Below are 14,355 nucleotides of genomic sequence, written 5' to 3'. Positions count from 1 at the left end.
CACCTGGATGGCACACCCAACCTGCCGGAGGCAACAATGGCTTTGATCCTGGCCAGCAGCAAACAGGAACTTCTGGAGATTCTTACCGAACGTCTGCAATCGCTGGTCGAAACGGGCGACGAACAGGACATCGCCCGATTCACCCGGCACTTCTTCGGCATCGTTCCGCTGGAGGAACTGCTCACCCGGCATGATTCGGACCTGCTTGGCGGCACGCTGTCCTTCTGGCGCTTCATGCAGCAGCGCTCCGGCCCCACCGAAAAGCTCCGGGTGTTCAACCCCGACACGCAGCAACATGGCTGGCAGACCACGCACTCGGTCATCGAGATGTTGCATCCGGACTCGCCGTTTCTCGTGGATTCCATACGCATCGAACTCAAGCGCCAGGGGCTGACGGTTCACACGCTGCAAAACAGCGTGATGAAGGTTGAGCGTGACGAGCGTGGCGAGCTGGTCGCCGTGCATGATGCGTCCACGCCGGTCGATGAGCGGGTTCGCGCCGAATCGGTTATCTACATAGAAGTCGAGCGCTGCGCTACCGCCGGCGGCCTCAAGGCTATCGAGCACGGCCTGATGGAAGCGCTGGGGCATGTCAGGGCTGCCGTGGGCGACTTCCCGGTCATGCAGGAGCGCCTGCGAGACGTGATCAACACCCTCGCCGATGATCAGCCGAGCTACTTCGACGAAAGCGAGCGCGCCGAGGCGATGGACTTTCTGCAATGGCTGCTGGCCGACCATTTCACCTTCCTGGGGTATGAGCGGTTCGCCATAAGCGAAGGCTTGAGCGAGCAGCGCCTGGGCGTGCAATCGGAACACAGCCTGGGGGTGCTGGCGCTCGATCAATGGGATGACTCGACCGAGGAGCTACCTGACACGGTCATCAGTTACCTCCAGCAGCCGCTGCTGCTTTCGTTCGCCAAGGCCTCGCATTTCAGCCGCGTGCACCGTCCGGCCTATCCGGACTACGTGTCGATCCGGGAGGTGGATGCAGAGGGCAACGTGCTCCTCGAACACCGCTTCATGGGGCTGTACACCTCGAAGGTGTATCGAGACGGGGTGGACCGCATTCCCTACCTGCGCCGTAAGGTCGAGGCGGTACGTAATGAGCTGGGGCTCGACCCGGACAGCCACCTGGGCAAGGAGCTCGACCAGACCCTGCAGGTGCTGCCCCGCGATGATCTGTTCCAGATGTCCCCGGAGGTCCTGCGCGAGACCGCCATCGGCATCGTGCAGATGCAGGAACGGGCCCGGATTCGTGTGTTTCTTCGCCGCGGAAACTACAGCCGCTTCTATTACTGCCTGGTATTCGTGCCGCGCGATCTGTATTCGACGGACATCCGACTGAAGATTCAGGCAGTGCTGATGGACCGGCTGCAGGCTACCGAATGCGAATTCTGGACCTATTTTTCCGAATCCATCCTTACCCGAACCCAGTTCATCCTGCGGATCGAGCCCTCGCGCATTGAGCACGACATCGATCATCAGCAGATCGAGCGGGACGTCATTCAGGCCTGCCGCGATTGGCATGACGACTTCCGCGACCGGCTCGAGGACAGCCTGGGGGAGGCGGAAGCGGTGATCGCCTGGGCGAACTTCGGGGAGAGCTTCCCGGCAGGCTACAGCGAACGCTTCACCACGGCGTCTGCCGTGGTCGACCTACGCCATCTCCTGTCACTCAGCGAGGCCGATCCACTGGGTATGAGCTTTTATCAGCCGCTCACGCAGCAGCAGGGGGTTCTGCATTGCAAGCTCTACCACATGGGAGAGCCGCTTCCGCTCTCGGACATCATGCCGATACTGGAGAACCTTGGCTTGCGCGTGATGGGCGAGTTTCCCTTCCGTATCGTCGGTGCGGACGGGCGCACCTACTGGATTCACGATTTCGAGTTCACCTACGCACTGGAGAGCACCCGCGATCTGCAGGAGGTCAACCAGCTGTTTCGCGATGCCTTCATCACCATCTGGCGCGGGCAGGCAGAGAACGACGCCTTCAATCGGCTGGTGCTGCTGGCCAACATGTCCTGGCGCGACGTGGCGCTGCTCAGAGCCTATGCGCGCTACATCAAGCAGATCCGCATGGGCTTCGAACTGCCATACCTTGCCAGCACGCTGGTTTCGCACTGGGATATCGCGCACGAGCTGGTGCGGCTGTTCAAGACGCGCTTCTACCTTGCGCGCAAGGCCAGCGCCGCCGAGCTGGAAGACAAGCTCGAGGCCGCGATCATCGGTGCGCTCGACGGTGTGGCGGTACTCAACGAAGACCGGATCCTGCGTCGCTATCTGGATCTGATCAAGGCCACGCTGCGTACCAACTTCTATCAGAATGATGAGCGGGGGCAGCCCAAGGAGTACATCAGTCTCAAGTTCGATCCGCAGCGGATCCCGGAACTACCGCTACCCCGGCCGATGTATGAGATCTATGTGTACTCGCCGCGCTTCGAGGGCGTGCATCTGCGCGGCGGCAAGGTCGCCAGGGGGGGCTTGCGCTGGTCTGACCGCGAGGAAGACTACCGTACCGAGGTGCTCGGGCTGGTCAAGGCGCAGCAGGTCAAGAATGCGGTAATCGTACCGGTCGGCGCAAAGGGCGGCTTCGTCCCCCGGCGCCTCCCCCTGGGAGGCAGTCGCGACGATATTCAACAGGAGGCCATCGCCTGCTACCGACTGTTCATCCGCGGCCTGCTCGACCTGACCGACAATCTGGTGGAAGGCGAGGTGAGCCCACCGGCGCAGGTGGTTCGCTACGATGACGATGATCCCTACCTGGTCGTGGCTGCAGACAAGGGCACTGCGACCTTTTCCGACATAGCGAATTCTATTGCGGCCGAGTACAACTTCTGGCTTGGCGACGCCTTCGCCTCGGGTGGTTCCGCTGGCTACGATCACAAGAAGATGGGTATCACTGCGCGCGGCGCCTGGGTCTCCGTCCAGCGGCATTTCCGCGAGCGCGGGGTGAACATTCAGGAAGAGCCGATCACGGTGATTGGCATCGGCGACATGGCCGGTGACGTATTCGGCAACGGCATGCTGCTCTCGCGCCAGCTCAAGCTGGTCGCTGCGTTCAATCACATGCACATTTTCATCGATCCGGATCCGGATCCCGAGCGCAGTTTCGAGGAGCGCCAACGCTTGTTCGATCTTCCTCGTTCGAGCTGGACCGACTATGACGCCAGTCTTATCTCCGAAGGCGGCGGAATCTTCGAGCGCAGCCTGAAACAGATCAGACTGACCGCGCGGATGAAGGAGCTGTTCGATATCGATGCCGATACGTTGACGCCGGCCGAGCTGATCAATCGTCTGCTCAAGGCGCCGGTCGATCTGCTGTGGAATGGCGGCATCGGTACCTACGTGAAAGGCAGTGGCGAAACCCATGCCGAAGTGGGTGACAAGGCCAATGACGCCCTGCGGGTGGACGGCCGCGATCTGCGTTGCCGCGTCGTCGGGGAAGGCGGCAACCTCGGCATGACCCAGCTCGGGCGTATCGAGTACGCATTGAATGGCGGCGGCGTGAATACGGACTTCATCGACAACGCCGGCGGCGTCGATTGTTCCGATCACGAGGTGAATATCAAGATCCTGCTCAACGAAGTGGTCGCGGCGCAGGACATTACGCTCAAGCAGCGAAATGAACTGTTGGCGAGCATGACCGAGTCGGTAGCCGGTCTGGTGCTGGATAACAATTACAAGCAGACCCAGGCCATCAGCCTCGCGCAGCGACAGGCGACCAAGGCGATGGGCGAATATCGGCGGTTCATCAATGCCATGGAAACGGCCGGCAAGTTGAACCGATCACTGGAGTTCATCGCTGCAGACGACACCCTTGCCGAGCGGTCTGCGCAGGGCGGCGGACTTACCCGGGCGGAGCTGTCGGTTCTGATCTCGTACTCGAAGGCCGATTTGAAAGAGACCCTGGCGGCGTCCGATCTGCCTGACGATCCGTACATGAGTCGCGAGCTCAAGACGGCCTTCCCGCCGATGCTGGTGGATCGGCACGGCGACGCCCTGGAACAGCACCGCCTGCGCCGGGAGATCATCGCCACCCAATTGGCCAACAACCTGGTCAACCACATGGGGATCACTTTCCTGCGGCGGTTGCAGCAGTCCACCGGTGCGCCGCCCGGCGATATCGCTCGCGCCTATGTCGTAGGACGGGATGTGTTCGGGCTGGAGGATCAGTTCGCGCGTATCGAAGCGCTCGACCATCAGATCCCGGCGGACATCCAGATGGATCTGATGGACGATCTCATGCGCCTTGGCCGGCGCTCGGCGCGATGGTTCATCCGCAACCGGCGGCTGGGATTGAAGCCCGAGCAGGAAGTTGCTCATTTCGCGCCGCGGATCGCCGAGCTGACCGAGCAGGCCGACGTCCTGTTCGAAGGTCCGGTCCGGGACGTCTGGGAAACCCGTTTTGATCAGTACTGCCAGGCTGGTGTGCCGGAATCCATCGCGCGTTTCGTTGCCGGCACCGGTCATTTCTTTACCATGCTCGGCATCATCGAAGCGGCTGACGAAACAGGTCAGCCCACCGAGCGCGTCGCACAGGTGTTCTTCTCGCTCGGCAGCGAGCTGCAGATGCCGTGGTTCACGCAGGTGGTCACCGGCCTGCAGGTCGACAGCCACTGGCAGGCCCTGGCGCGCGAGAGCTACCGCGATGATCTGGATTGGCAGGTACGAAGCATGACGGTCTCGGCATTGCAGCTCGCCGGAGAGGATCTCACGCCACAGGAGATCGTCGAGGTATGGTTGGACCGCAACCAGTTCCTCCTTCAGCGCTGGCGTGTCATGCTCGCCGAATTGAAAAGCGCGAGCAGTCATGACTACCCGATGGTGGCGGTGGCAATGCGCGAACTGCTGGATCTGGCGCAGAATGCCCGCCAGACTGCCATGGGAGCGCTATGCAACAACTGATCATCGACATCGCTCTGCCTGCCGACCGGTATCTTGCCTGGTATCGCGGCAGTGCCCAGCGTGTGTTGATGCACAGTCGGGATGGCCGGCGGGTGAGCCTGCCGGCGCATCATTTGCGTCCCTTTCTCACGCATGACGGCGTTTACGGGGCCTTCGTCATGCGTTTTACCGATGACGGCAAACTACTCTCCCTGGAGCGCCTGGACAGCTAAACCGGTATACTCGCGCCACATTTTTTTCCGGGACTTCGATACATGTATTCCTCCTTGCGCTCGCTCATGTTCCGCCTGCCGGCTGAAACATCACACGATCTGGCTCTGGACATGATCGGCGCCGCCGGGCGGCTGGGTATCGCGGAGCGCCTTGCCGGGCCCAGGCTTTCCCGGCCTGTCTCATTGCTGGGAATGACCTTCGACAACCCGGTCGGACTCGCCGCCGGACTGGACAAGAATGCCGTCGCGGTCGACGGCATGGCCGCGCTGGGCTTCGGTTTTGTGGAGGTTGGCACCGTCACCCCCAGGCCGCAGCCAGGCAATCCCAAGCCGCGTCTTTTCCGGCTGCCTGAGGCCCAGGCGATCATCAACCGAATGGGTTTCAACAATCTGGGCGTCGACGCGCTGCTCGAGCGCCTCGATGCCGTGCGTTACCGCGGAGTGCTCGGCATCAATATCGGCAAGAACGCAGTGACACCGGTGGAGAACGCGGTCGATGACTACCTTCATTGTCTGCGCCGGGTCTACGATCGAGCGAGCTATGTGACGGTGAATCTGTCGTCGCCCAACACACCCGGCCTCCGTACCCTGCAGTATGGCGATACGCTGAAGGTGCTGCTCGAGCAGATCAAGGGCTGTCAGATGCAGTTGGCGGGCGAGCGGGGCCGTTACGTTCCCATCGCCATCAAGATCGCCCCGGACATGACTAGCGAAGAACTCGAACTGGTCGCTTCGACCTTGTTGGAGCAGGGCATGGACGCCGTCATCGCGACCAACACCACGCTGGATCGGACTGCAGTGGAAGGACTTGAACACGCGACTGAAGCGGGCGGACTGTCTGGGGCGCCGCTTACGGCGGCTTCGACGGAAGTCATTCGTACACTGGCCGGCACGCTGGCCGGGCGCATGCCGATCATCGGCGTCGGCGGGATATTCAGCGCAGCGGATGCCGTCGAGAAAGTCCGCGCCGGGGCAAGTCTGGTGCAGATCTACAGCGGTTTCATTTATCGCGGGCCTGAGCTGATCCGCGAGTGCGTCGAGGCGCTTGCTTCGATGGATCGCTGAAACAAGTGGCCCCCGCATGACGGGGGCCGGTGGGCCGTTAGGCCCGGCGCTTGGGAAGAGCGCCCTGGGAGAAAATCGGCAGTATCAGGAAGGCTTTAGCCTACAGCATGCATCTCGTTCAGGCGGTGCACGCCGGAAATGCCCGTAAACCCGGCCCAGTGATCGGCCCGGCCTTCACGCCACCCGTTGATCCAGTTCTGTCGTACATCGGGGCTGGCGAAGGGGCAGGAATCTTGTGATTTACCATGAACACCATGTTGATAGCCGCGCAGAAATGCTCGTTCCATCGGATCACGCTTGAGTCTTCTCATAGGGTAGAGCCCTCATGTGGTGTTGAAACCCTGGCTGCCTGGCGGCAGTCAGGTGCAGCTGCGGGCCGATCCCGCCGCTGCCGGAGCTTCCTGTTGCAGGTCGCCCCAGAACGGGTCTGAACACAAGTCATTGGGTTGTTGTACCCTAACCTGACAGCGCCGGCCAAAGATCGATTTGGTATAGGTAGCGTCCTCATTAAGCGTCTGGACCATATCCAGGCAATGCAACTTCGGAAAATCAAGCACATGCGTAACAATCTAGAATTCTTTGTGACCTGTCCGAAAGGCATTGAAGGGCTATTGCTTGAGGAGTTGCGTACCCTCGGCGCGGAGTCGGTGAAAGAAACGGTCGCCGGGACCAACGTCATAGCCGACCTTGCATTTGGTTACCGCTGCTGCCTCTGGTCGCGTCTGGCAAACCGTGTTCTGTTGATCCTCGACCGCTTTCCCGCCGATACGGCGCAGAGCCTGTATGACGGCATGCGTGCCATCGATTGGCGAGAGCACCTTACTGCCTCGGGTACGCTGGCGGTCGATTTCAGCGGTACGCTGACCGGCGTCGACAACACCCATTTCGGTGCCCTCAAGGTCAAGGATGCCATCGTCGATGCGTTGCGCGAGGCGGACGGTACGCGGCCGTCGGTCGACAAGATCGCTCCACATCTGCGGGTCAATGTGCACTGCCGCAGCGGCCAGGCGCAGGTTGCCATCGATCTGTCAGGGAACAGCCTGCATCAGCGGGGATACCGCTTGCAGCAGGGCGCGGCGCCGCTCAAGGAAAACCTTGCCGCGGCCATTCTGATCCGCGCCGGCTGGCCACAGCTCGCCAAGGCAGGCGGTGCGCTGGCTGACCCGATGTGCGGGTCAGGTACCTTCCTGGTTGAAGCAGCCCTCATGGCCGCAGACGTCGCGCCGAATCTGCATCGGGTCAGTTGGGGCTTCTCACGCTGGCTGCAGCACGTGCCGACCATCTGGGAGCCTTTGCTGGCCGCTGCGCGGGACAGGGCGGAAGCGGGGCTCGCCGGCTCGCCCCTATGGATTCGCGGCTACGAAGCCGATCCGCGGCTGCTTCAGCCGGTGCGCAACAACATACAGCGCGCAGGACTCAATGAATGGGTCAAGGTCTATCAGGGTGAACTGGCCACCTTTGCCCCCAGCCCTGATCGCGGTCAGGCCGGCCTGATCGTGACCAATCCTCCCTACGGCGAGCGTCTGGGCGATACCGCAAGCCTGGTCTATCTGTATCAGAAGCTGGGCGAGGTCCTCAGGGAGCGTTGCCAGGGCTGGCAGGCAGCGATCTTCACCGGCAATCCCGATCTGGGCAAGCGAATGGGCATTCGTAGTCACAAGCAATATGCGCTGTTCAACGGGGCGATACCCTGCAAGCTGCTCATGATGGACCTGTCCCCGGAGCGGTTCGTTACCGGCAAGGCCGAGCCATCCGGCGAGGCAACCAGGGAGACGTCACAGCCCGACCGCAACGCGCCGGCCAGACTCAGCGAATCGGCGCAGATGTTCGCCAACCGGCTGCGAAAGAACCTCAAGCTGCTGGGAAAATGGGCCCGGCAGAACGAGATCAGCTGCTACCGCCTGTACGATGCGGATATGCCGGAGTTCTCCGTCGCGATCGATCTGTATGATGACTGGGCACACGTGCAGGAGTATGCGGCACCGGCCACCATCAGTGAGGACAAGGCACAGTCGCGGCTGCAGGATGTACTGGCTGCGCTGCCTGATGTGCTGGGAATCCCTGCCGACCAGGTAGTGCTCAAACAACGGCAGCGCCAGGCCGGAAAGCAGCAGTATCAGCGGATGGACCGCCGTGGACAGTTCATGGAAGTCAATGAAGGTCGGGTTCGCCTGTTGGTCAACCTCACTGACTATCTGGATACGGGGCTGTTCCTGGACCATCGCCCTCTGAGGCTGCGTATTGCCTCCGAAGCTGCCGGCAAGCGGTTCCTCAATCTGTTCTGCTATACCGCCAGTGCCAGTGTTCATGCCGCCGCGGGTGGGGCGCGGCGCACCACCAGTGTGGATCTGTCACGAACCTACCTGGACTGGGCACGGCGCAACCTGTCGCTGAACGGTCTGTCCGATCTGCACCAGCTGGTTCAGGCTGACGTCATGCAGTGGCTGGAAGAAGATCGCGGCGAATACGAGTTGATCTTCATCGATCCCCCGACCTTCTCGAACTCGAAGCGGTTGGACGACATCTTCGACGTGCAGCGTGATCACGTGCATCTGATCAACCTTGCCATGGCCAGACTGACACAGCGCGGGGTGATGTATTTCTCGAACAATTTCCGTCGGTTCAAGCTCGATGAAGGCTTGCAGCGGGCTTACCAGATCGAGGATATCAGCGCCCAGACACTCGACCGGGATTTTCAGCGCAATACGCGTATCCACAAGACCTGGCGTATTACCCGTCGCGAGTGATGCCCCAAGCACCGTATAGCAAGCACATCCCTTGCAGGCGCGGGCATGACCGCGAAGGGTTTGGGTCTGGGTGGGGTCGGCCAGTCCGCTTTCGCGCCCAGGTGCGCTCCTACACTGAGCCGGGGGCCGCATTGTAGGAGCGAGCATGACGGCGGGCCGGAAACCGCATGCTCTATTGTTGGTAGACCTTTACTGCTTGGTAGCGATATCGGTCGGGACCCGGCGGAAGACGTCCTGAAGAACCAGGTCCATGGCATGTCGGCTGCCGCCGGCGGCCGGATGATTGACGATGGCTGTCACTGCCCAGCTTTGCCCATTGGCGTCCTGGGTAATGCCGGCGATGGCCCGCACCGAGCTCAGTGACCCGGTCTTGATGTGCGCACGTCCGGCCACCGGGGTATTGCGCAACCGTTTGCGCATTGTGCCATCCATCGCAGCCAGCGGCATGGAGGCGATGAATTCCGATGCGTAGGGGCTTTTCCATGCCGCCTCGAGCAGCTGGGCCATCTCACGCGCGGTTAGTCGCTCGCTGCGCGACAGCCCGGAGCCGTTCTCCATCACCAGTGCGTCGGGGGCGATGCCCTTGTCCGCCAGCCATTGATTGATGATCCGTGTTGCTGCCTTGTGATCGTCCGCATCGACTGGACTGCGCTGCTCGCGGCCTATGGTCAGAAACAGCTGGCGCGCCATGGTGTTGTTGCTGAACTTGTTGATCTCCCGCACCACGGTTACCAGGTCAGGAGAGGTGCTCCGGGCAAGCAATCTGGCCCCAGCCGGAGCCTTGTCGACGCGCGTGGCGCCGGCGATGCTGCCGCCCATCTCGTACCACAGAGTGCGAATAAGACTGGCCGTATAGGTCTGAGCGTTCAGGGCGGAGAGATAGCGTTCGGCGGAACAGCCCTGGTGAATGGCACCGGTCAGGCGCATCTGAGCGTGATTGCCGTTATCGGTCAGGCCATAGGTGACATTGGGCCAGGGGCAAGACTTCACCGGGGGCAGCAGCTTGACCTGGTTGATGATCTGCAACTCGGGCAACGCTGGGTCGAGGTGAACTCGGATGCCGCCTGCCTCGCCATATGTCTTGAGATTGAACAGTTTGAGGTTGGTCAGCAACGGGTCCGGTTCCACCAGAAACGGACGGCTGGGATCGTTGCCGTCATCGCGGAAGGCGGGCAGGTCCACCGGCATGCGCAAATCGCCCGGTTGCAGCACCAGATCGCCGGTCACCTCACGAACGCCGGCGGCCCGCAGATCGCGCAGCATTAACCAGATGCGTTCCATGGTCAGTTTCGGATCGGCATCTCCTCGGAACACCAGATCACCGTTCAGTTTTCCATCGCGTATCGGGCCGGTGCCGTAAAACTCACTGCGCCACTGGTACGTAGGACCCAGGAGCTCAAGTGCCGCGTAGGTGGTTACCAGTTTCATCGTCGAGGCAGGATTTACCGCCTGATCGGCATTGACGTATTGCGCCATGCCCTGACCTTCCAGAGGAATCACCGCGAGCGAGAACGCCGAGGCAGGGATCTTCGCGTTGGCCAGCGCCGAGCGGACCTGAGCGGGAAGGGTGCCCGAGTCGGCCGCAACGGTCGCTACCGGCGCAGCAAGCAGGGCGATTGCGGGAATCAGGTAACGCAAAGAAAACTTCAACGAGCCGATCATGATGGGCTGAATACTCCAGGGCGGACAGCGGCCGGGCCCCCGCTCGCAGGCAGGGTGTTCTAATGACGCCATCATCACGCAAAAGCGTGCGGGCGCATAGGGTCAGGCGATTGACGGTAGTCTTATGACGCCTGGTCTCGCAGGGGCTCTGCAGCGGGCGTTGGCAGCTTGAAGAATGTGCGGGCGGTGCGGGTCGTGTGGCGAGCCAGATCGGTTACCGATTCATGCCTGCAAGTGGCCACGGTTTCCGCGACAGCGCCTATGAACGCCGGTTCGTTACGCCGGTTTCTGGGCTTCGGATCGAGTGTGCGCGGAAGCAGCCAGGGTGCGTCCGTTTCCAGCATGAGGCGGCCAGCAGGAATATTCGGAACCAGTTCGAGCAGATGGGTGCCCCGCCGCTCATCGCAGATCCAGCCGGTGATGCCGATGTGCAGGTCCAGATCGAGATAGGCAAACAGGGCCTCGCGTCCGGCGGTGAAGCAGTGCACCACCGCTGCGGGGAGTTGATCGCGGTAGTCCTTGAGGATGTGCACGAGCTGTTCGCTGGCGTCGCGCTCGTGCAGAAAGACAGGAAGCTGAAGTTCGACGGCGAGCTGAAGCTGCTCCTCGAGTGCCTTGATCTGAGAAGAACGCGGAGAAAAATCTCGATTGAAGTCCAGGCCGCATTCACCAATCGCGCGGACCGGATCAGCATTCGCCAGCTCGCGAACCTCGTCACTCAACTCAGAGGTCCAGTGGCGCGCTTCGTGAGGATGAATGCCTGCGGTACAGAAGAGTCGGTCAGGCTGCGTGCTGCAGAGGTCCTGAACCGCTTTTGCTGTATGGGATGACGTGGATGTCAACACCATCTGACTGATACCGGCCTGCCAGGCTCGTTCAAGAACGGCCTGGCGGTCGGCGTCGAAGGCGGCGTCAGTGAGATTGACGCCGATATCGATCCAGTCCACTGCTCAGCCCTGGCGGGGCTTTGGCGCAGGTTTCGGTTTGCCGGCGAAATCCTTGCGCGGTGCGCGGCGCGGCGGGCGATCGCTCTCGCCGGGCGGTGCCGGCCAGGAGCGGATCTGCAGCGCTACGCCGTTGATCTCCACATCAGCCAGGCGACCCAGTGTGGCGTCGTCCAGCTGCGGCAGATACACGCCGGTGTGCTCGGTAAACATCTTGATGTGACCGATCTGCTGGCGCTGAAGCCGACCATGCTTGACCAGCGCATCAACCAGCGGCTTGGGCATCAGATTGTTTGCGCGGCCACCCTGAACCTTGTAACGGACCAGACCGGAATCGCGATCATCTGCACCTTCGCGGCGCGGCGGCGCGGCAGGCAGATCTGCCACCGGCTCGACGAGTGTTTTGGCGCCTGGCAACACGCTCAGCAACGCGGCAACCAGTTCTTCCGGATCCATGTTGGTCAGTTCCAGCAGATCGCGAACCAGTTGCTGATGCAGCGCGCCGGTATTTTCTCGCGCGCTGTTCAGGCGTGCAGCCAGCTTGCTGAGTCGACCGCTGCGAACGGCATCGGCACTGGGCAGGGCCTGCGGCTGGATCTTCTGACCGGTGGCTTTCTCCAGCACGTGCAGAAGACGGCGCTCACGCGGGGTGGCGAACAGGATCGCGGTGCCCGAGCGGCCGGCCCGGCCGGTACGACCGATACGGTGAACGTAGGACTCGCTGTCGTGCGGCAGATCATAGTTCAACACGTGCGAAATACGCTCGACGTCCAGGCCGCGGGCCGCCACGTCGGTGGCCACAACGATGTCCAGCAACCCTCGCTTGAGGCGGTCGACCACCTGCTCACGCAGTTGCTGGCTAAGGTCGCCATTGAGCGCAGCAGCAGCGAAGCCGCGCGCCTCGAGACGCTCTGCCAGCTCAAGACTAGCCGTCTTGGTGCGGACGAATACGATCATCGCCTCGACCGGCTCGACTTCGAGCAGGCGGGTCATGGCATCGAGCTTGTGATGATTGGACACTTCCCAGACCTTCTGGGTGATGGTGTCCAGACTGCTGCTCACGCCGCTGTGCAGGCGAATTTCCTTGGGGTCGCGCATGTGCTTGCGCGCCACGGTGCGCACGCCGGCCGGCATGGTTGCGGAGAACAGTGCCTTCTGGGTGGCTTCCGGAACCTTTTCGAAGACGGCGTCGAGATCATCGGCGAAGCCCATCTTGAGCATTTCGTCAGCTTCGTCGAGCACCAGGAAGCGCATCGAATCGAATTTGATGCTGCCGCGGCGCATGTGGTCGGTCAGACGACCCGGCGTAGCGACGACAACATGGGCTCCACGCTCGAGCGCCTTGAATTGCGGCGCGAAAGCCGAGCCGCCGTACAGCGCCAGCACGGAGAAACCGCGCATGTTCTGCGCATAGCGCTGCAGTGCTTCGGCTACCTGCAGTGCGAGCTCCCGCGTGGGAGTCAGGATCAAAGCCTGCGTGGCGCGCAAGCTGACGTCGATGCCGGCCAGAACCGGCAAGGCAAAGGCGGCTGTCTTGCCGGTGCCGGTCTGAGCCAGACCCAGCAGATCCTGCCCAGCCAGCAGAGTCGGAATCGCCTCTGCCTGAATCGGAGAAGGTGTTTCATAGCCCAGGCTGCTCAAAGCCTGGAGGAGCGGTGCAGGCAAGCCGAGATCGGCGAAATGCACTGCCGCCGGAGCGGTATCGGACATACGGGAGATAAACCTTGGGGGAAAGAGTCGAATAGTATACGCGCAACACAGGGGATTTGCCGCAAGCTTTTTCCGCGGCTGGCCTTCCCCGCAAAGGCCTGTCAGGCTGACAAACGGACACACAAGAGGAGGACCGTATGGGACGCCTTGTCGAAGGTACATGGCACGATGAATGGTATGACACCAAGAGCACCGGAGGCGCCTTTGTACGGGAAGACGCCGGCTTCCGCAATCAGGTAGAGACCGGCGGTCGGTTTGCGCCGGAGTCGGGCCGCTACCACCTGTATGTCTCGCTGGCCTGTCCGTGGGCGCATCGCACGCTGATCATGCGCTCGCTAAAAGGGCTGGAGCCGCATATCGATGTCACCGTGGTGCATCCGCATATGCTGGAGCAGGGCTGGACCTATGACCCCGCCGAGCCGCTCTACGGCCACACCCGTCACCATGAGCTATACACCCACGCCAAGTCAGACTACACCGGGCGAGTGACGGTGCCTGTGCTCTGGGACAAACGGGACGAGACCATCGTCAACAACGAGTCGGCAGAGATCATCCGCCTCTTCAATAGCGCCTTCGACCAGCTCACCGGCAACCGCGATGATTATTATCCGGCCGACCTGCGCGAGACCATCGATGCGATCAATCATCGGGTCTACCACGAGATCAACAACGGGGTGTACAAGACCGGCTTCGCGACCGCGCAGGAGGTGTACGAGAAGGAATGCCTGAAGCTGTTCGACGCGCTGGATTGGGTCGAGGACATTCTGAGCAAGCAGCGCTACCTGGCTGGAGACAGAATCACCGAAGCCGACTGGCGTTTGTTCACCACGCTGGTGCGCTTCGATCCGGTGTATCACGGACATTTCAAGTGCAACATCCGCCGTATACAGGACTACTTCAACATGTCCGGCTACCTGCGTGAGCTGTATCAGTGGCCGGGGGTGGCCGATACGGTGAACTTCGAGCACATCAAGCAACATTATTACTACAGTCACGAGCACATCAACCCAACCCGCATCGTGCCGCTGGGCGAGGGCATGGACCTGAACGAGCCGCATGGCCGCGGTGCGCCGCCCTCGGAATGGATGGGCATGTAGCCAGGTGCCGTGC

9 protein-coding genes are annotated in these 14,355 nt (G+C 61.7%); 5 read left to right on the top strand and 4 right to left on the bottom strand.

Annotated elements, in window-relative coordinates:
- Positions 1-36: 36 nt before the first annotated feature.
- Genes KEM63_RS09570 through KEM63_RS09560 form a run of 3 tightly spaced genes read left to right on the top strand, consistent with a single transcriptional unit; the run spans position 37 to position 6,182 of the window.
- Positions 37-4,905 (top strand): NAD-glutamate dehydrogenase, encoded by a 4,869-nt coding sequence (locus KEM63_RS09570; protein WP_223651074.1) that lies wholly within the window; start codon positions 37-39, stop codon positions 4,903-4,905.
- The gene (locus KEM63_RS09565) at positions 4,893-5,117 is read left to right on the top strand and encodes a DUF2835 domain-containing protein (RefSeq protein ID WP_223651073.1); all 225 of its coding nucleotides are present in this window, start codon (positions 4,893-4,895) and stop codon (positions 5,115-5,117) included. The genes KEM63_RS09570 and KEM63_RS09565 overlap by 13 nt, the downstream gene beginning before the upstream one ends.
- Before the next feature lie 42 nt (positions 5,118-5,159).
- The gene (locus KEM63_RS09560; protein ID WP_223651071.1) at positions 5,160-6,182 is read left to right on the top strand and encodes a quinone-dependent dihydroorotate dehydrogenase; all 1,023 of its coding nucleotides are present in this window, start codon (positions 5,160-5,162) and stop codon (positions 6,180-6,182) included.
- Between the two features lie 95 nt (positions 6,183-6,277).
- On the opposite strand, the gene rmf is transcribed toward KEM63_RS09560, so the two are convergent.
- Positions 6,278-6,493, bottom strand: a complete 216-nt coding sequence (gene rmf / locus KEM63_RS09555) for a ribosome modulation factor (RefSeq protein ID WP_223651069.1) — start codon at positions 6,491-6,493, stop codon at positions 6,278-6,280.
- Positions 6,494-6,739: 246 nt separating this feature from the next.
- Here rmf and rlmKL point away from each other — a divergent pair, with 246 nt between their 5' ends.
- Positions 6,740-8,929, top strand: a complete 2,190-nt coding sequence (gene rlmKL / locus KEM63_RS09550) for a bifunctional 23S rRNA (guanine(2069)-N(7))-methyltransferase RlmK/23S rRNA (guanine(2445)-N(2))-methyltransferase RlmL (RefSeq protein WP_223651067.1) — start codon at positions 6,740-6,742, stop codon at positions 8,927-8,929.
- Between the two features lie 189 nt (positions 8,930-9,118).
- Here the strand turns inward: rlmKL and dacB are convergent, their stop codons facing one another.
- The 3 genes from dacB to KEM63_RS09535 form a co-directional block, all read right to left on the bottom strand.
- Complete coding sequence (dacB, locus tag KEM63_RS09545) at positions 9,119-10,591, bottom strand: D-alanyl-D-alanine carboxypeptidase/D-alanyl-D-alanine endopeptidase (RefSeq protein WP_423747785.1); 1,473 nt, start codon at positions 10,589-10,591, stop codon at positions 9,119-9,121.
- Between the two features lie 122 nt (positions 10,592-10,713).
- Entirely contained in the window at positions 10,714-11,538 is an 825-nt protein-coding gene (locus tag KEM63_RS09540; RefSeq protein ID WP_223651063.1) for a TatD family hydrolase, read from the bottom strand.
- A 3-nt stretch (positions 11,539-11,541) separates the two neighbouring features.
- Entirely contained in the window at positions 11,542-13,245 is a 1,704-nt protein-coding gene (locus KEM63_RS09535; protein WP_223651061.1) for a DEAD/DEAH box helicase, read from the bottom strand.
- Positions 13,246-13,382: 137 nt separating this feature from the next.
- Here KEM63_RS09535 and KEM63_RS09530 point away from each other — a divergent pair, with 137 nt between their 5' ends.
- The gene (locus tag KEM63_RS09530; RefSeq protein WP_223651059.1) at positions 13,383-14,342 is read left to right on the top strand and encodes a glutathione S-transferase family protein; all 960 of its coding nucleotides are present in this window, start codon (positions 13,383-13,385) and stop codon (positions 14,340-14,342) included.
- The last annotated feature ends 13 nt before the right edge of the window (positions 14,343-14,355 follow it).

The organism is Halopseudomonas nanhaiensis, from assembly GCF_020025155.1.
Lineage (GTDB): Bacteria > Pseudomonadota > Gammaproteobacteria > Pseudomonadales > Pseudomonadaceae > Halopseudomonas > Halopseudomonas nanhaiensis.
Note: the sequence above shows the minus strand (reverse complement) of the source record. Positions and strands in the feature narration are given on the sequence as shown.

Bases quoted from the DNA above. Each gene is read 5' to 3' on its own strand.
- KEM63_RS09570 (WP_223651074.1), top strand. From the start codon at position 37: ATGGCTTTGATCCTGGCCAGCAGCAAACAGGAACTTCTGGAGATTCTT.
- KEM63_RS09565 (WP_223651073.1), top strand. From the start codon at position 4,893: ATGCAACAACTGATCATCGACATCGCTCTGCCTGCCGACCGGTATCTT.
- KEM63_RS09560 (WP_223651071.1), top strand. From the start codon at position 5,160: ATGTATTCCTCCTTGCGCTCGCTCATGTTCCGCCTGCCGGCTGAAACA.
- rmf (WP_223651069.1), bottom strand. From the start codon at position 6,493: ATGAGAAGACTCAAGCGTGATCCGATGGAACGAGCATTTCTGCGCGGC.
- rlmKL (WP_223651067.1), top strand. From the start codon at position 6,740: ATGCGTAACAATCTAGAATTCTTTGTGACCTGTCCGAAAGGCATTGAA.
- dacB (WP_423747785.1), bottom strand. From the start codon at position 10,591: ATGATCGGCTCGTTGAAGTTTTCTTTGCGTTACCTGATTCCCGCAATC.
- KEM63_RS09535 (WP_223651061.1), bottom strand. From the start codon at position 13,245: ATGTCCGATACCGCTCCGGCGGCAGTGCATTTCGCCGATCTCGGCTTG.
- KEM63_RS09530 (WP_223651059.1), top strand. From the start codon at position 13,383: ATGGGACGCCTTGTCGAAGGTACATGGCACGATGAATGGTATGACACC.